Raw genomic sequence first — 16,050 nt, 5'->3', positions numbered from 1 at the left:
TTCGATCAAAGTCCGTTCAACGGTACTTTAAGCATCAAGCGACCACTTTCATCCTTGGGCAATTGACCGGCACGCATATTGACCTGAAGCGATGGCAGGATCAGACGCGGCATATCAAGCTGTGCGTCGCGTTCGGTACGAAACGCAATGAACTCGTCGCGGGTTTTACCAGCACCAACATGGATATTGTGCAAACGCTCGTCACCAACACTGGTTTCCCAACGAATATCGCGCCCGTTCGGACCATAGTCATGACACATGAAAAGACGCATCTCGTCAGGAAGTGCCAGAACCTTTTGAATGCTGTCATAAAGCACCCCGGCATCCCCCCCGGGGAAATCGGCACGCGCCGATCCGCCATCGGGCATAAACAGGGTATCGCCGACAAAGGCAGCATTCCCCATGACATGCACCATGCAGGCCGGAGTATGACCGGGGGTGAATATCGCAACACAGGTCATGTTGCCAACCTGATAGGTATCACCATCCTCGAACAGTTTATCGAACTGGCTGCCGTCACGCTGGAACCCGGTTCCTTCGTTGAAAATCTTGCCAAAGGTTTCCTGAACGACCCGGATATTCGCCCCGATGCCAAGTTTCCCGCCGAGTTTTTGCTGGATATAGGGGGCTGCGGAAAGATGATCGGCATGAACGTGGGTTTCAATGATCCATTGCAGATCAAGGCCACGTTCGCCGATATCGGCAATGATGGCATCGGCGTGATCAAAGCTGATCCGCCCGGCGGCGTAATCAATATCCATCACGGAATCGACCACCGCACAGGCGTTGCTTTCCGGGTCTTTGACCACATAGCTGATGGTATTTGTTGCCGCGTCAAAAAAGGCGCGCACATCTGGTTTCACAGACATATTTATCGGGTACGAGGACATGCTATCTCCTTCATACTGGTGCATGAAATCTGCGCCGTTGAACACTGTTAAGACCATTCTAGGCGCTTGCCTGTTTGTCCGTCTGTGACCAAGTCACCAACTCTATCGAAACATTATAATTAATTAAATTTATAGATATGACTGCACCTGCCGGGGCAATTTCGCCTATTGGGTCGCAAGCCCCGTGATCTGTTCCCGGTCAAGGATATGAATGATGCCACGTGCCTGTTCGATCCAGCCGCGCCGCTGAAATTCCGAAAGTTGCCGCGACACCACTTCACGCGCGGTGCCCAACTCGACCGCAAGTTTTTGATGGGTTGTTTGAATGCTGTCCTGATCTGATGACAGTTCGATCAGTTTTTGCGCCAGTCGTATATCCAGCCTGCGAAAGGCAATTTCTTCAACCACGGCAAAAAGGTCTGTCATGCGCTTGGAATAGGCCATGAACACGAATTGACGAAATTCCGGGGAATCTGCGACCATACGATCAAAGACCTCGCGCGGGATCGCCACCGCACGAAGGCCGGTTTCTGCAATCCCCTCGGCCGAGTAATCTTCATAGGCCATCAAACAGGCTGTGGTCAGAACACAGCTTTCACCGGCATGAACCCGATAAAGAACAATCTCGCGCCCGGCCTCGGATGTTTTTTGAACACGCACCGTCCCGCTCAGAAGCAATAGCAACTGTTCGGGGGGCTTTCCCGGACCAAAAATGATGGTGTCTGCCGGGATATCAATCACCTTGCTTTGCCCCGTCAGGTACTTTCGGATGTCGTCAGGCAACCGGGACAGGCCGGGAAACTGCATGATCCAGTCTGAATGCGACATCTGATTTCCTGTTTGTTTTCAAGCACGGAAAAATTCACATAAACATTATGTGTTTTGGGCTGTTGTATCCGCAATTGCAAGAACAAAGGTCGGTTTACAAACGCAAAAGTCCCGCACAGACGGGCGGGGCTTTTCACAATGGCCGTATTTTCAGGGTTTGGTCGTTGGGATCACCAGATTACCCATGGGATCAATTTCCCAGAACGGGTTAAAAGCAACCTCCCAGGCGTGGCCGTCAGGATCGCGAAAATAGCCGGAATACCCACCCCAGAACACCTTTTCAGCCGGTTTCTGGATTTTCGCCCCGGCCTTTTGGGCCTCGGCCATTACCTGATCGACTTCATCCTCGCTGCGCGCGTTATAGGCCAAAGTCAGACCGGCAAAGGTCGCCCCGGTATCATCATCAAACTGTCCGTCCTTTTTCAGGTCCTCACGCCCGAAAAGCCCAAGGGCAAGACCATTGGACAATTGATAGAAAACAACTTGGCCTTCAACCATTTCGGTCATTTTCCAGCCAAGGCCGTCCTCGTAAAACCGGCGCGACCGATCAAGGTCCGCCACACCCAGTGTAATCAGCGAAACACGCTGTTCCATATTATGCTCCTTGATGTCAGAGCACCCAAAACCCGGCCCAGTTTAACATGATCGTTTTCCCTGTCCGAGCATGGACTCGACACATCGTGAAATTTCGCACCGCAACAGAAGCGCAATTATATTGCGCGCAAATCGGTACTGAAATAAGTAAATAATAAGTTGACCCGACGTCAACCGATGCAATCAGGCGTTTTACGCATTGCGATGCGAGTTCATTTTGAAAAAAGGTCAGTATTCATTACCATTCTTGTATTCGGTATCGGTCCCGCAAACCGTCACTGGATGAAAGACACACAGGTCATACCGAAACACTGCAATAACACCCATATCAATAAATGCAGTGCGTACGGCCCAAAATGACCCCGCATATCAGAGAGATCCCAAGGGAGACCGGTCATGGCACAATTGGCGGCAATCAGTCTGGATGACAAATATACGCTGGAAGAAGGTCGGGTTTACCTGACAGGTATTCAGGCCCTGGTACGCCTGCCCCTGATGCAGCGACAGCTTGATGCGCGCGCGGGGTTAAATACCGCTGGCTGCATTTCCGGTTATCGCGGTTCGCCACTTGGCGGACTGGATCAGCAGCTTTGGCGTGCCAAAAAATTCCTGACCAAGCAGCAAATCGAATTCCAGCCCGGAGTGAACGAAGACCTTGCCGCGACTGTCGTCTGGGGTAGCCAGCAGGTCAATATGTATAAGGATGCCAAATATGATGGCGTCTTTGGCATGTGGTACGGCAAGGGTCCTGGCGTTGACCGGTCCGGTGACGTTTTCAAGCATGCCAACCATGCAGGTACATCCAAGCATGGCGGTGTTCTGGTTCTGGCCGGTGATGACCATTCGTGCAAATCATCCACCCTGCCCCATCAGACTGAATATGCCTTTATCGATGCGCAAATCCCGGTTCTGAACCCGTCGGGTGTGCAGGATATTCTTGATTTCGGTATCCATGGCTGGGCAATGAGCCGCTATTCCGGCTGCTGGGTTGCGATGAAGACCATCGCCGAGACGGTGGAAAGTTCTGCTGCGGCCGACGTGGCACCGGATCGCATCACCCCGATCATTCCCGATGATTTCGCCATGCCCGAAGGCGGTCTTCATATCCGTTGGCCTGATACGCCAAAGGAACAGGAACACCGCCTGATGAAATACAAGCTATATGCCGCACTGGCATATGCACGCGCCAACAAGCTCAATAAAACCGTTATCGACAGCCCGAATGCCAAGATCGGCATCATCACCACGGGCAAGGCATATCTTGATGTCATGCAGGCATTCGATGACCTTGGCATTTCCGAGGAAGATGCCGCCAAGATCGGCATTCGCGTGCTTAAGGTTGGTATGAGCTGGCCGCTCAACCGCGATGATGTACGTGAATTCGCGATGGGCCTGGAAGAAATCATCGTCGTTGAAGAAAAACGCGCGGTGATGGAAAACCAGGTCAAGGAACAGCTTTATAACTGGCGCGAAGATGTGCGCCCGACCGTGATCGGCAAGTTTGATGAAAAAGGCGAATGGATCCTGCCATCGATGGACGAACTGACCCCGGCGCGCATTGCCGTGGTTCTGGCCGAACGCATCAAGCGGTTCTATGACAGTCCGGCCATCCATGAACGCATCAACTGGCTTGCCGAGAAAGAACAGGAAATTGCCGAACCGCGCCCGGATGTTGCCCGTATTCCTTGGTTCTGCCCGGGTTGCCCGCATAACAGTTCGACCAAGGTCCCCGAGGGTAGCCGTGCCATGGCCGGTATCGGGTGCCATTACATGGTCAACTGGATGGACCGTTCGACCGAAACCTTTACCCATATGGGCGGCGAAGGTGCGACCTGGATCGGTCAGGCACCCTTTACCAACGAAAAGCACGTTTTCCAGAACCTTGGGGATGGCACCTATTACCATTCCGGATCGCTGGCGGTGCGTGCCGCCGTCGCATCGGGTGTGAACATTACCTATAAAATCCTGTTTAACGACGCGGTTGCCATGACCGGCGGACAGCCGGTTGACGGGCCGCTTACAGTCCCGCAAATCACCCGTCAGATGTTTAACGAAGGTGCGAAACGCATCATCGTTCTATCCGACGAACCCGATAAATATCCGATGGGATCGGACTTTGCCCCGGGTGTCGATATCCGCCACCGGGACGAGCTTGAAAACACCCAGAAAGAACTGCGTGAAATTGAAGGTGTATCGATCCTGATCTTTGATCAGACCTGTGCCGCGGAAAAACGCCGCCGTCGTAAACGCAAACTGATGGTCGATCCGCCCAAGCGTGTCTTTATCAACGATCTGGTCTGCGAAGGCTGTGGCGATTGCGGTGAAAAATCCAACTGCCTTGCCGTGGTTCCGGTTGAAACCGAGTTTGGCCGCAAACGCGCAATTGATCAGTCGGCGTGTAACAAGGACATGTCGTGCCTTAACGGCTTCTGCCCAAGCTTTGTGACCATCGAAGGCGGATCACTGCGCAAACCCGAAGCTGCCGCCAAGGGTGACAATTCTGGCGATGCCGTTTTTGCCAGCCTGCCGCGTCCGACCCTGCCCGATATTGACGACCCGTGGTCGGTCCTGATCACCGGGGTTGGCGGCACGGGCGTTGTCACCATCGGCGCACTGCTTGGCATGGCGGCCCATATCGAAGGCAAAGGCATTGTCGGCCTTGATATGGCGGGCCTTGCCCAGAAAGGGGGTGCTGTCGTCAGTCACATCCGCTTTGCCAATGATCAGAACAAACTGCATGCCGCCCGCATTCCGGCCGGCGAAGCAAACGTGGTTCTTGGTTGTGACCTTTTGGTTGCGGCTAGTTTCGAAGGCCTTGCCAAGATGCGCCGCAACTTTACGCAGGCTGTGATCAACACCCATGAAACCGTCACCGGCGCCTTTACCCGTAACCCTGACTTCCAGCTTCGCACCAACGAGCATATGAAAGTCATCAACGATGCCTGTGGCGCCGATGCCGTACATTTTGTTGAAGGCAGCGACGTTGCCACGCGTTTGATGGGCAATTCGATTGCAACCAACCTGTTCATGCTAGGCGTTGCCTGGCAGCGCGGCCTGATCCCGATCAGTGAAGAAGCCCTGATGCAGGCGATCGAGCTTAATGGCGTTGCCATAGACATGAACAAGCAGTCCTTCCACTGGGGCCGCCTGTATGCCCACGATCCCAAACGAGTGATTGATGTGGTCGGCCCGAACGAAGCCGAAATTCATCCGATTGCAACCGAACTTTCCGATATCGTTGCCAAGCGCCGTGCATTCCTTACCGACTATCAGAATGCTGCCTATGCGGATCGTTTTGCCAGCCTGGTGGACAAGGTTGTCGCAGCCGAAAAACAGCTTGGCAGCAATGACGAACTGTCACGTACGGTTGCCAAATATTACTTCAAGCTGATGGCCTATAAGGACGAGTATGAAGTTGCACGTCTTTACACTGATCCGAAATTCCTTGCCAAAGTAGCCAAGAACTTCACCGGCGATTACAAGATCAAATTCCACCTTGCCCCGCCGGCCTTTGCAACCCAGGACCCGGAAAACGGCCAGCTTAAGAAATCGGCCTATGGCCCATGGATGATGAGTGCGTTTCGTGTTCTGACCAGGTTCAAATTCCTGCGCGGCACGGCGCTTGATCCGTTTGGTCGTACCCATGAACGCAAAATGGAACGCCAGCTGATTGCTGATTACGAAAAGCTGGTCAGCGAAGTCATTGATGGCCTGAATGCGGATAATGCCCGTATTGCCAATGCTTTGCTTGCCCTGCCCGAACAAATTCGCGGCTATGGTAATGTCAAGGATGGCAATATCGACAAGGTCAAAAAGCGCGAAGCCGAATTGATCGAACAATTCCGCAACCCGCCAGAACACCTTAAGGCGGCGGAATAAGACCCGAGAAACGGCAAAGGCCCTGAACATGTTTCAGGGCCTTTTGTTTTGCGCAAATTCAGGTGATGAACACCCCGTCATTCCCGCTCCCCTGAAGACGGGCGGCCGCCGTTTGACCAAACGAAATCAGAAGCTTTTTGCGCCTTGCGCCAGAAAGTGAGGCTTCCTCACATTGCCGGATGATTGCGGCTTCAAACCTGTCAGCCACAATCAAACCAACATTTTCAGGGATCAGTTCCCGTGGAAAACCCATCGGCACGGCAAAGAAAAACCGGTCGCAATACTCAAGATAGCTTTGCCATTTCTGATCAACCCGGAAATCCTCGACAGAAGATTTGACTTCCACCGCCCACAATTCCCCCTTGGCCCCCAACGCCAAAACATCCAGCCGCCGACCATTGCCCAGAAGTAACTCGGTCAGACAGGCCATCTGATGATGATACAAAAGCCGACAGACACCTTCGGTGACTTCGGATGTGATTTGGGGACGGGTTCGTGTTTCCATGGGGAAATCTTACAAAAACGAAAGCCCGCTCGAAAGCGGGCTACTTGGGATCGTGTATGTCTACTGACAAAAGGTGTCAGCTCATACCAAGCGCGCGTTTGTAAACCTCGAGGATTTCTTCCTGTTCGGTGCGCTCGTGGTCTTCCATTTTGCGCAGACGGATGATCTGGCGCAGGATTTTCACGTCATAGCCCAAAGCCTTGGCTTCGCCATAGACTTCCTTGATGTCTGCCATCAGGTTGGCTTTTTCTTCTTCGAGGCGTTCGATACGCTCTACATAGCTCGCAAGCTGATCGGCTGCGATACCACCGACTTCGGTCATCTATTCATCTCCGATGATGGATTGCACAGCGGATACCCGGTGCGCGAAATTTTTAATGCGGGCGCGACGATACTCAATGCGCTGCGCCATGACAAGTCTCGTTAGGATGCAATTCCCGATCCGGGCACCGTTCGTTCAATCAGGCGATCTGCGACTGCAAGCAATGCATCGTGCGGGGTTGCGCCCTGTTCGATCGCGGCTGTGTAAATTTCGCGCTGACGCCGGGCACTGGTGCCGCGATGGATGATTTCACGGGCATGTTCGACCTCGGCAACACAGCCGAAATGTTCGGCATCCGGGCGGATCAGTTCAAGGATTTCTTCAAGCAAGTCGGCATAAGGCACAATCTCGCCACGTCCGAAATCAATAAGCCCGGTTTTATCCCCGGCATCACTGCCATAGCGGCAGGCCCGCCAGCGGTTTTCACGCACCAGCATGTTCGAATAAATCCGCCAGCGTTGATTGTTTCGCCGCAAACGATACAACATCCGCATCACGCAGCGCGTAATCGACGCCACACAAATTGCATCTTCCAGATCGGTACACACATCGGCAATACGCATTTCAAGCGTAGGCCAGCGATCAGAGGGACGCAAATCCCACCAAAGCTTGGTGCCATCTTCGATCACACCAGCCTGGATCAACATGTCGACATGACGGCGATATTCCGCCCAGGAACCGAAGACTTCGGGAAGGCCTGTACGCGGAAGGTTGTCAAACACCGAAAGTCGGAAAGTCTGAAGGCCGGTATCCCTGCCCCGCCAGAATGGGGAGCTTGTCGTCAGGGCCAAAAGATGGGGCAGGAAGTAACTTGCCTGCGCCATCAATTCGATCCGAAGATCATCATCCTCGATCCCGATATGGACATGCATCCCGCAAATCAGCAAACGATCCACAACGGTACGCAAATCACGGGCAATCGTGTTGTAGCGTTCACCGTCGGTATGTTTCTGACTATCCCATTGCGCAAACGGATGGGTCGAGGCTGCAAGCAGCGCCATATCATATTTCGCAGCGACCTCGGACAGGGTCGAGCGCATATGGACAAGTTGTTGCCGGGCCTCGGCCGCACTGTTACAGACCGTGCTTCCGGTTTCGATCTGACAACGCATGAATTCGCTGGAAACCTGATCGCCAAGTTTGGACTTGGCGTCTTTCAGGAAATCAGCGGGCGGGTCCTTGGCAAGATCGCGGCTTTGGCGATCAACAAGCCAGAATTCTTCTTCGATCCCGATGGAAAATCCCGGTTCCTGTGCACTGGACCCAACCAAATCAGTCTCTCCGGATTTTATAAAGGTTCGGATCGGCCAGAATATCGACAAAGGCATCGCCAAGGATCTTTGCCCATTTCTCGCAACCTTCGTCAGTATCAATCAGGTCCTGACGGATTTCAATCGACACACAGGGCAGTCCACCAGCTTCGCCGTGATGATCGATGGTGTAATCGGCCATATGCTGCCCGGAATAGGGTTCGTTATCCCCGATGGTCAGATCCGGGTTCTGTTCGCGCAGCTTGGCCAAAAGCGGCACCGGAATACGATCATCCTGATCCCAAAGCACACCGATTTCCCACGGGCGTTCAAAACCCTGGAACACCGGGGTGAAGCTGTGAATTGCAATCAGGGCCGGGACGATTTTATGCGCATGGAAATTGGCAATGCGTTCTTCGATGGCACCGTGATAAGGCAGGAAAATCTCGCGGATGCGTTTCATGTGTTCGGTCGGCGAGATATTCTTGTTGCCCGGAACAACAGTCTGATCGGCGATTTCAGGCATGCCGGTCGGGTCCCAAAGTTGACGATTACAGTCAATCACCAGACGGGAAAAGCCCCCCAGAACAGCCGGGCAATCAAACCGGTCGACCAGAATTTCGGTGACCTTGCGCGCGCCGATATCCCAACCGATATGGCGTTTGCGCTCTTCCTCGGGCAGGCCAAGGGTGCCGAGACTTTTTGGAATAACGCGTGATGCGTGATCACAAACAAAAAGCGAATGCCCCTTGCCTGCTTCATTCAAAACTTCGAACGGGGCCGGATCATCCTGGCCCAACAAGGTCCCTGCATGGTGAGACACGCGTATTCTCCTGAAAGTCGGTATTTGCTGTGTGGTGGCGGGTTCTGACGATGGACCACAGTCCCGACAAATGTGGTGACTGTGAACAATCTGACATCTGTTGAACTATCAATTTATCGGGGCCGAGACAAGATTACCCTGCAATATGCCATCACTTCGCGCATCGACACTTTGCGTCTGATCGCAACATCCCGTAAAGTGGTATGACCATTATGGTGATAGCCGAATTCAAATCGTGTTGGCACAGAATAAAACGATTGGAGTAAACCCAACATGCCGTCTGCCAAACCAGCCTCGGACATCGACAATCAGGACGCCAAACGTCCCAAAAGAATTGCCGATCAGGTCGCCGACCAGATTCTTGAAAAGATTTCAGACGGTATTTTTCTGCCCGGTGATCGCCTGCCCGGTGAACGCCAGCTTGCCGAGAACATGAAGGTCAGCCGCGTTTCGGTTCGTGCAGCCCTGCAAAAACTTAAAACCCGCGGATATCTGCGCGCGGTTCAGGGTGGTGGCACCGAAATCCTGTCCTCGACCGGGATCGATATGGATACGGCGATGACCGACCTTGTACGCGATTCGATCAATAACCTGCGTGATTTGCAGGAAATCCGCTGCACACTTGAAACATGGGCAGCCCGGCGCGCAGCCATCAATGCCAGCGACGAGGATATCAAACTGTTGCGTCTGGCATTCCGTCAGGCCCATGACCCGCGACGTGCGGCCAAATACCGCGCCGATGATGACCACCGGCTGCATATGATGATCGGACGGGCCACCGGTTCGATCATTTATTATCACGTCATGAAGATGCTTCATGACGTATTGCAGGCCGCCCTGACCGAAATCCGGTTTAATTCCATGAACGGTCCGAACTTTGACCGCATGGTTCAGGATCATCATCGCGACATCATCGAAGCCATTGCCGCCCGTGATCCGGATGCCGCCGAAAAAGCGATGTCCAACCACCTTCAGGCGGTGCTTGATTTCTTTAAAACGGCCTCTGACAAACAGGCGACCTGATCGCCGCACATAAAACAAGACGGCCGAAAACAATATAATTCATGCAGGGAACCCCGATATGATGACGTCTCGCGAGAAACTTCTGGCTTTGATGGATGCAGCCCTTAAGGCGGCCGATCCCGGGGTTCAAATCCCGCTTAACATGCCAACCCCACCCAAAGGAAAAACCATCCTGATTGGCGCGGGCAAGGCATCGGCCAACATGGCGCGCGCCTTTGAACAGGCATGGAAAGGTGATCTCGAAGGACTGGTTGTTACCCGGTATGGCCACGCCGTTCCCTGCGAAAAGGTCGAAATCGTCGAGGCATCGCACCCTGTACCGGATGCCGCTGGTGAAGAAGCCGCCAAGCGTATCCTGGAGATCGTTCAGGCCGCTGGCCCGGATGATCTGGTGGTCTGCATGATTTCAGGTGGCGGATCGGCCCTGCTTGCCCTGCCCGGTCCGGGATTGACCCTTGATGACAAGCAATCGATCAACAAGGCATTGCTGCGCAGTGGTGCAACCATTTCGGAAATGAATTGCGTGCGCAAACACCTGTCTGCGATCAAGGGCGGCCGTCTTGCCAAGGCTGCCGCACCGGCCCGAATGATTACCTATCTGGTTTCAGATGTGCCCGGTGATGATCCGGCAATCATTGCATCGGGGCCGACCGTCGCCGACCCGACATCGGGACAGGACGCCCTTGATATCATCCGTCATTATCAGATCGACATTCCCGAAGCCGCCGAGAAGCTTTTGCGCAGTGCCAATGACGAAACCGTAAAACCCGATGATCCCTGCCTTGACGGGAATGAAACCGTGATGCTCTCGCGCCCGCAAGACAGCCTTGAAGCAGCTGCGGAAATCGCGCGTAAAATGGGCCTGAACCCGGTGATCCTTGGCGATGCCATCGAAGGGGAATCGCGCGAAGTCGCCATCATGCATGCCGGTATCGCCCATCAGGTTGCCAATCACGGACAACCCGCCACCAAACCCTGTGTCCTGCTTTCGGGTGGGGAAACCACAGTGACGGTTCGAAGCAAAGGTGGACGCGGCGGTCGCAATAGCGAGTTTTTGCTGTCCCTTTTGATACAGTTGCGTGATCAGCCGGGATTTAGTGCCATTGCCATTGATACCGATGGCATTGATGGCAGCGAAGACAATGCCGGTGCCATCATGGATGGGACAAGCTGGCAAAAGGCACAGAAAGCCGGTGTCGATCTTCGGGAATATCTTGCAAGTAACGACGCCTATAGCGCCTTTGCCCGGATTGATGATCTGATCATCACTGGTCCGACATTGACCAATGTGAATGATTTTCGGGCGATCCTGATCGAATAGGACGAGGGTCAGGACCTAAACACCGGGGCTTGGCATCCAGGGACGTACCCAGCCAAGCCCGTCTTCGGTTTTGCCATGCGGTTTGTATTCGCAGCCGATCCAGCCGTCATAGCCAATGCGATCAAGCATGTAGAACAGGAACGGGTAATTCAGTTCCCCGCTATCGGGTTCGTGGCGGCCCGGCGCACCGGCAACCTGCACATGGGCAATACGATCAAGATGCTTGTCCAGGCGGGCCGCAATATTCCCGCCGACAATTTGCGCGTGATAGATGTCAAATTGCAGCTTCAAGCGCGGATGATCGAGCTGTTCGAGGATCACGGCGGCCTGTTCGATGGAATTCAAAAGATATCCCGGCATATCAATCGGATTGATCGGTTCGATCAGGATATCAACCCCGGCCTGATCGGCAAGGTCGGCTGCATAAAGCAGATTGTCACAATAAAGCCGGGCCAATTCACCGGAATTTTCGGCTTCGCCTTTCAAACCGGCCATGCAATGGAGCATCTTGCACCCGGTCGCCGCCGCGTAATCAAGCCCCTTGATTACAGAATCACGAAATTCATCTTCGCGCCCCGGACGGCAGGCAAGGCCACGGTCGCCCGCCTCCCAGTTACCGGCAGGCAAGTTAAACAGGACCTGCTGTAACCCGTTATCGGCCAAAAGCGATTTGACGGTTGAAAGTGGCATGTCATAGGCACCGATATATTCCACCCCGGCAAAACCGGCATTTGCAGCCGCCGCAAAGCGTTTTTCAAACGGAAGATCGGCAAACAGAAATGAAAGATTGGCGGCAAAGCGTGGCATATCGCACCTGACGGGTGAATGAAATTGGGCGGGTATCGTTTCCCATGCGCCACCCGAGGTCAATCATCAATCAAAGGAATTTCAGGATGCGGTTCGCGATTTGGTGACTTCTGCCAAAATCCAGTCACCAAATGCCGCGACCTCGGTCCGGTTGTCACCACGCCCGGTATGCAGGAAATGATAATGGTGCCCGTCCAGATGCCGACCAAAAGGCAAGATCAGAAGACCGGCATTCAGTTCGTCACGCGCCATTGCCGGGCTGGCAAGAACCACGCCCTGCCCGGCAATCGCCGCCTGAATGGCGTGGGTATCATCGGAAAAACTGATCCCACCCGATGTTTTAAGCCCCTTAACCCCGTTCGCCGCCGCCCAGCGTTCCCAGGTTGGCGTGACATCATCGGGGTGTAACCAGTCAAGATGCAGCAAGGTCGCATTGCCAAGGTCTGCAAAACTTTGAATGCCCAACATCGGGCTGCAAAGCGGGGCAAAGGTTTCGCGAAACATTGTTTGGGCGACAAGCCCGGGAAATGGTCCGCGCCCATAGCGGATGGCGGCATCAACCGCCCCGCTGGCAAGATCAACCGCCGCAGCCGAGGTATGAAGTCGCAAATGAATATCGGGATGGCGTTTCTGAAAATCCGGCAAACGGGGAAGCAACCATTTGGCAGCAAAAGACGGAAGAACCGAAACCGTCAAACCACGCGATGTTTTGCGGCGACGAATAGCATCCACCGCATTGGCAAAGGAGGCAAAGCCATCACGAAGCACGGGATAAAGTTCCTGCCCGGCCTGGGTTAACACCACCTGCCTTGGTTTGCGGTCAAACAGACGCACGCCCAGCGTTTCTTCAAGAAGGCGTATCTGATGGCTGATCGCCGTTGGCGTCACGGCAATCTCGGCAGCAGCTTTTTTAAAGCTTTGATGACGTGCAGCGGCTTCGAACGCGCGCAAGGCCGCAAGGGGTGGCAGAGACATATGGATGAATTCAACTCATCTATAACATGATGAATTCGATTTTGCCCGAGACATCAAAACAAGGCAAGTCTTGGTCATCACATAATCACAGATGAAATGATTTCATCAAAATGGAGACCCGCGATGACCAGAATTCTTCATATCGACAGCAGCGCCCGCCCCGGCCGGTCTGATCAAAAGCAGCACGGTTCCCACAGCCGCCGTCTGACCGCCAAATTCATCGAACATTGGCGCGCTCTGCGTCCGGGTGACGAGGTTATCTATCGTGATGTCGGTGCAAATCCGCCAGCGCCGGTCACAGGTGACTGGGTCCATGCAGCATTCACCAAACCCGACGATCGCGAAGACTGGATGCATGACGTCCTGCGTGAAAGCGACCTTTTGGTTGATGAACTTTTGTCCGCAGATGTCATTGTTACCGGCGTTCCAATGTATAATTTCGGCATGCCCGCCCAGATGAAGGCATGGGTCGATAACATTGTCCGTGTCGGCAAGACATTCGGTTTTGATCGGTCCCGCGAAGGCGTTCCTTATTGGCCAATGGTGACCGATGGCAAATCGATTGTCGTTTTGTCATCGCGTGGTGATTACGGGTACGACGCAGGCGGTCGTGTTGCGCATCTGAACTTTGTTGAAGGCGGTCTTTTCACCCCGCTTGAATATCTTGGCATCACTGATCAGCACGGTACGGCAATTGAATATGACGAGTTCGGCGACGACCGTACCCAACAATCCATCGCCTTGGCCGAGGCCGAGACCATCGCGATTGCCGAAAAACTGATCCAAAAGCACACAACAAAAAGTGCCGCCTAAAATCACGGACCGGGCAAGGTTGGTGTCCCCTGCCCGGTCCGTTCATGTTCAACAATCGATATAATCATCCGGCTTTTTGGTTGGCGGGCGGCACCACCGCACGGGCATTGTCCTTGTCCTGCCCGGTGATCAGGCGTGCGCCCTTCTTGCGGAAAAGGTAGCTCCAGACCCACTGCACCATGACAAGTGCCGGGGCACGGATGCCAATCAGGAAGTAAATATGCGCCAATCCCCAGAACCACCAGGCAAGCCATCCTTTAAGCTTGAACCCGTTCAGATCGATCACAGCCCGGTGACGGCCAATGGTCGCAAGATTACCCGCATGGCTGTATTTGAAGTCGGGTATTGATCGCCCGTTCATGATATCGAGAATGCGGCGCGCAACATACTTGCCCTGTTGCTTGGCCGCGGGCGCAATCCCCGGCACGGCAAGCCCGTCCCGCCATGCGACATGGGCGGCATCCCCTATGACAAAGACATTGCGGTGATCCGGCACAGAAAGATCGGGTTCAACAATGATCCGCCCGCCACGATCAGACGGTTTTTGCACCCAGTCCTTTAGATCGGGCACCTGCACCCCGGCACCCCAGATCACATTGGCCGCCGGGATAAATTCATCACCGATCTTTACACCCTGTTCGGTGATATCGGAAACCGGACTGCCAAGCCGAACTTCGACGCCCAGACCTTCAAGGGATTGCCGGGTATAGTCCGACAAACTTTGCGGGAAAGCGCCAAGCAGCCTGTCACCGCCTTCGACAAGAAGGATACGGGCATCGCGCGGATCAATCCGGCGGAAGTCCTCGGAAAGTGCCTTTTTGGCAAGTTCGGCAATTGCGCCTGCCATTTCGACCCCGGTCGGACCGCCACCAACCACGACAAAATTCAACAGACGACGTTTCTGGTCTTCGTCTTCGCTATTTTCGGCACGCTCGAACGCCAGAAGAAGGTTTTTGCGAATGTCTGTGGCTTCGGTAATGTTTTTAAGACCCGGTGCCAAAGCCGCCCAGTGATCATTCCCGAAATAGGATGTCACCGCGCCAGTTGCCAAAATCAGGTAATCGAAATCAAGGTGATGATCCCCCGACAGAACGCGCTGCTGTGTCAGATCAATGCCGGTTACCTCGCCCATAAAGACCGAGACATTTGAAGACCGGCTGAAAATGCTTCGGGTTGGCCAGGCGATTTCGGCCGGGGACAAATCGGCCGTTGCCACCTGATATAGCAGGGGCTGAAACAGATGATGGTTACGCTTATCAATCAGAACGACTTCAACGTTCTTTCCCGCCAGTTTTTTGGCGGCACTCATTCCGCCGAAACCAGCCCCGACAATGACCACGCGTTTCCGATCGGACATGCTGGCATACTCCGTTTGGGCATGATCCCACCCCGACCACAACTTAGTAACAACATCACGAAAGTGCAAGCAAACCAATGTGATCGGCTACACACGCAATCCAAGACAAGCACGCACCTTATCGCTATAAGAACAAACCATTGTCATCATGATAGAGGCCCCACATGAACAACGCCTTTTCCCTGCATCCCCAACTTGCCGCAGATACGACCCTTGTGACGGATGGTCCGTTGTCGCATGTGTTGCTGATGAATGATGCGCGCTATCCGTGGTTGATCCTTGTGCCCAAGCGTCCGGACCTTGTGGATTATGATGATCTGAGCATCGAGGATCGCATTACCCTTGGCAACGAAGCAGCCGCCGTTTCCAAGGTTATCAAACGCCGGTTCGATGCGCATAAAACCAATGTCGCGATGCTGGGCAATATGGTGCCGCAGTTGCATTGCCACGTTGTTGGCCGTTTCAAGGATGACCCGGCCTGGCCCGGCCCGATCTGGGGTGTTGGTACGGCGGAACCCTATGGCGAAGATGCCGGACGGGATCGACTTGCGGCCCTGCGTGCCGATCTGGTTTCCGCCTTCAAGCATCTTTGAACATCAAATCGGGTTGCTTGACGCACATCAAGGCAGCCCAGATTGGAATAATGCAAAAGACGGACAGAAC

Annotated in this window: 15 protein-coding genes; 5 read left to right on the top strand and 10 right to left on the bottom strand. The window is 54.0% G+C overall.

Features of this window, described 5'->3' with window-relative positions; genetic code table 11:
- Positions 1 to 5: 5 nt before the first annotated feature.
- The 3 genes from TH19_RS10675 to TH19_RS10665 all read right to left on the bottom strand — a co-directional run bounded on the left by TH19_RS10675 (position 6) and on the right by TH19_RS10665 (position 2,312).
- Entirely contained in the window at positions 6 to 869 is an 864-nt protein-coding gene (locus TH19_RS10675) for an MBL fold metallo-hydrolase (protein ID WP_258547911.1), read from the bottom strand.
- Between the two features lie 186 nt (positions 870 to 1,055).
- Positions 1,056 to 1,718 (bottom strand): Crp/Fnr family transcriptional regulator, encoded by a 663-nt coding sequence (locus tag TH19_RS10670; RefSeq protein WP_114102340.1) that lies wholly within the window; start codon positions 1,716 to 1,718, stop codon positions 1,056 to 1,058.
- 150 nt (positions 1,719 to 1,868) lie between these two features.
- Positions 1,869 to 2,312, bottom strand: coding sequence for a VOC family protein (locus TH19_RS10665; RefSeq protein WP_114102339.1), 444 nt, complete (start codon positions 2,310 to 2,312; stop codon positions 1,869 to 1,871).
- Positions 2,313 to 2,708: 396 nt separating this feature from the next.
- On the opposite strand from TH19_RS10665, the gene TH19_RS10660 reads away from it, so the two are divergent.
- Positions 2,709 to 6,191 carry an indolepyruvate ferredoxin oxidoreductase family protein gene (locus tag TH19_RS10660; protein ID WP_114102338.1) on the top strand — a complete coding sequence of 1,161 codons (3,483 nt, stop codon included), beginning with the start codon at positions 2,709 to 2,711 and terminating at the stop codon, positions 6,189 to 6,191.
- A gap of 58 nt (positions 6,192 to 6,249) precedes the next feature.
- On the opposite strand, the gene TH19_RS10655 is transcribed toward TH19_RS10660, so the two are convergent.
- The 4 genes from TH19_RS10655 to TH19_RS10640 all read right to left on the bottom strand — a co-directional run bounded on the left by TH19_RS10655 (position 6,250) and on the right by TH19_RS10640 (position 9,091).
- Positions 6,250 to 6,696, bottom strand: coding sequence for an MmcB family DNA repair protein (locus tag TH19_RS10655; protein ID WP_114102337.1), 447 nt, complete (start codon positions 6,694 to 6,696; stop codon positions 6,250 to 6,252).
- Positions 6,697 to 6,772: 76 nt separating this feature from the next.
- Complete coding sequence (locus TH19_RS10650; protein WP_007090950.1) at positions 6,773 to 7,018, bottom strand: DUF2312 domain-containing protein; 246 nt, start codon at positions 7,016 to 7,018, stop codon at positions 6,773 to 6,775.
- A 101-nt stretch (positions 7,019 to 7,119) separates the two neighbouring features.
- Positions 7,120 to 8,289: a carboxylate-amine ligase gene (locus tag TH19_RS10645; protein ID WP_114102336.1), complete on the bottom strand. Its 1,170-nt coding sequence runs from the start codon at positions 8,287 to 8,289 to the stop codon at positions 7,120 to 7,122.
- A gap of 1 nt (position 8,290) precedes the next feature.
- Positions 8,291 to 9,091: an N-formylglutamate amidohydrolase gene (locus tag TH19_RS10640; RefSeq protein ID WP_114102335.1), complete on the bottom strand. Its 801-nt coding sequence runs from the start codon at positions 9,089 to 9,091 to the stop codon at positions 8,291 to 8,293.
- Between the two features lie 273 nt (positions 9,092 to 9,364).
- Here TH19_RS10640 and TH19_RS10635 point away from each other — a divergent pair, with 273 nt between their 5' ends.
- Positions 9,365 to 10,114, top strand: a complete 750-nt coding sequence (locus TH19_RS10635) for a FadR/GntR family transcriptional regulator (protein WP_114102334.1) — start codon at positions 9,365 to 9,367, stop codon at positions 10,112 to 10,114.
- Between the two features lie 58 nt (positions 10,115 to 10,172).
- Positions 10,173 to 11,435 (top strand): glycerate kinase type-2 family protein, encoded by a 1,263-nt coding sequence (locus TH19_RS10630; protein ID WP_114102333.1) that lies wholly within the window; start codon positions 10,173 to 10,175, stop codon positions 11,433 to 11,435.
- 15 nt (positions 11,436 to 11,450) lie between these two features.
- Here the strand turns inward: TH19_RS10630 and otnI are convergent, their stop codons facing one another.
- On the bottom strand, positions 11,451 to 12,242 hold the full coding sequence (otnI, locus tag TH19_RS10625; protein WP_114102332.1) for a 2-oxo-tetronate isomerase: 792 nt from the start codon (positions 12,240 to 12,242) through the stop codon (positions 11,451 to 11,453).
- Positions 12,243 to 12,323: 81 nt separating this feature from the next.
- On the bottom strand, positions 12,324 to 13,217 hold the full coding sequence (gcvA, locus tag TH19_RS10620; protein ID WP_114102331.1) for a transcriptional regulator GcvA: 894 nt from the start codon (positions 13,215 to 13,217) through the stop codon (positions 12,324 to 12,326).
- A gap of 123 nt (positions 13,218 to 13,340) precedes the next feature.
- Here gcvA and TH19_RS10615 point away from each other — a divergent pair, with 123 nt between their 5' ends.
- Positions 13,341 to 14,030: an FMN-dependent NADH-azoreductase gene (locus tag TH19_RS10615; RefSeq protein ID WP_114102330.1), complete on the top strand. Its 690-nt coding sequence runs from the start codon at positions 13,341 to 13,343 to the stop codon at positions 14,028 to 14,030.
- A 64-nt stretch (positions 14,031 to 14,094) separates the two neighbouring features.
- Here the strand turns inward: TH19_RS10615 and TH19_RS10610 are convergent, their stop codons facing one another.
- A complete protein-coding gene (locus TH19_RS10610; protein WP_114102329.1) occupies positions 14,095 to 15,387 on the bottom strand; it encodes an NAD(P)/FAD-dependent oxidoreductase in 1,293 nt (430 codons plus the stop codon).
- 164 nt (positions 15,388 to 15,551) lie between these two features.
- On the opposite strand from TH19_RS10610, the gene TH19_RS10605 reads away from it, so the two are divergent.
- Positions 15,552 to 15,980: an HIT domain-containing protein gene (locus tag TH19_RS10605; RefSeq protein WP_114102328.1), complete on the top strand. Its 429-nt coding sequence runs from the start codon at positions 15,552 to 15,554 to the stop codon at positions 15,978 to 15,980.
- Positions 15,981 to 16,050: the final 70 nt, after the last annotated feature.

Source organism: Thalassospira profundimaris, assembly GCF_003326675.1.
Classification (GTDB): domain Bacteria; phylum Pseudomonadota; class Alphaproteobacteria; order Rhodospirillales; family Thalassospiraceae; genus Thalassospira; species Thalassospira aquimaris.
Note: the sequence above shows the minus strand (reverse complement) of the source record. Positions and strands in the feature narration are given on the sequence as shown.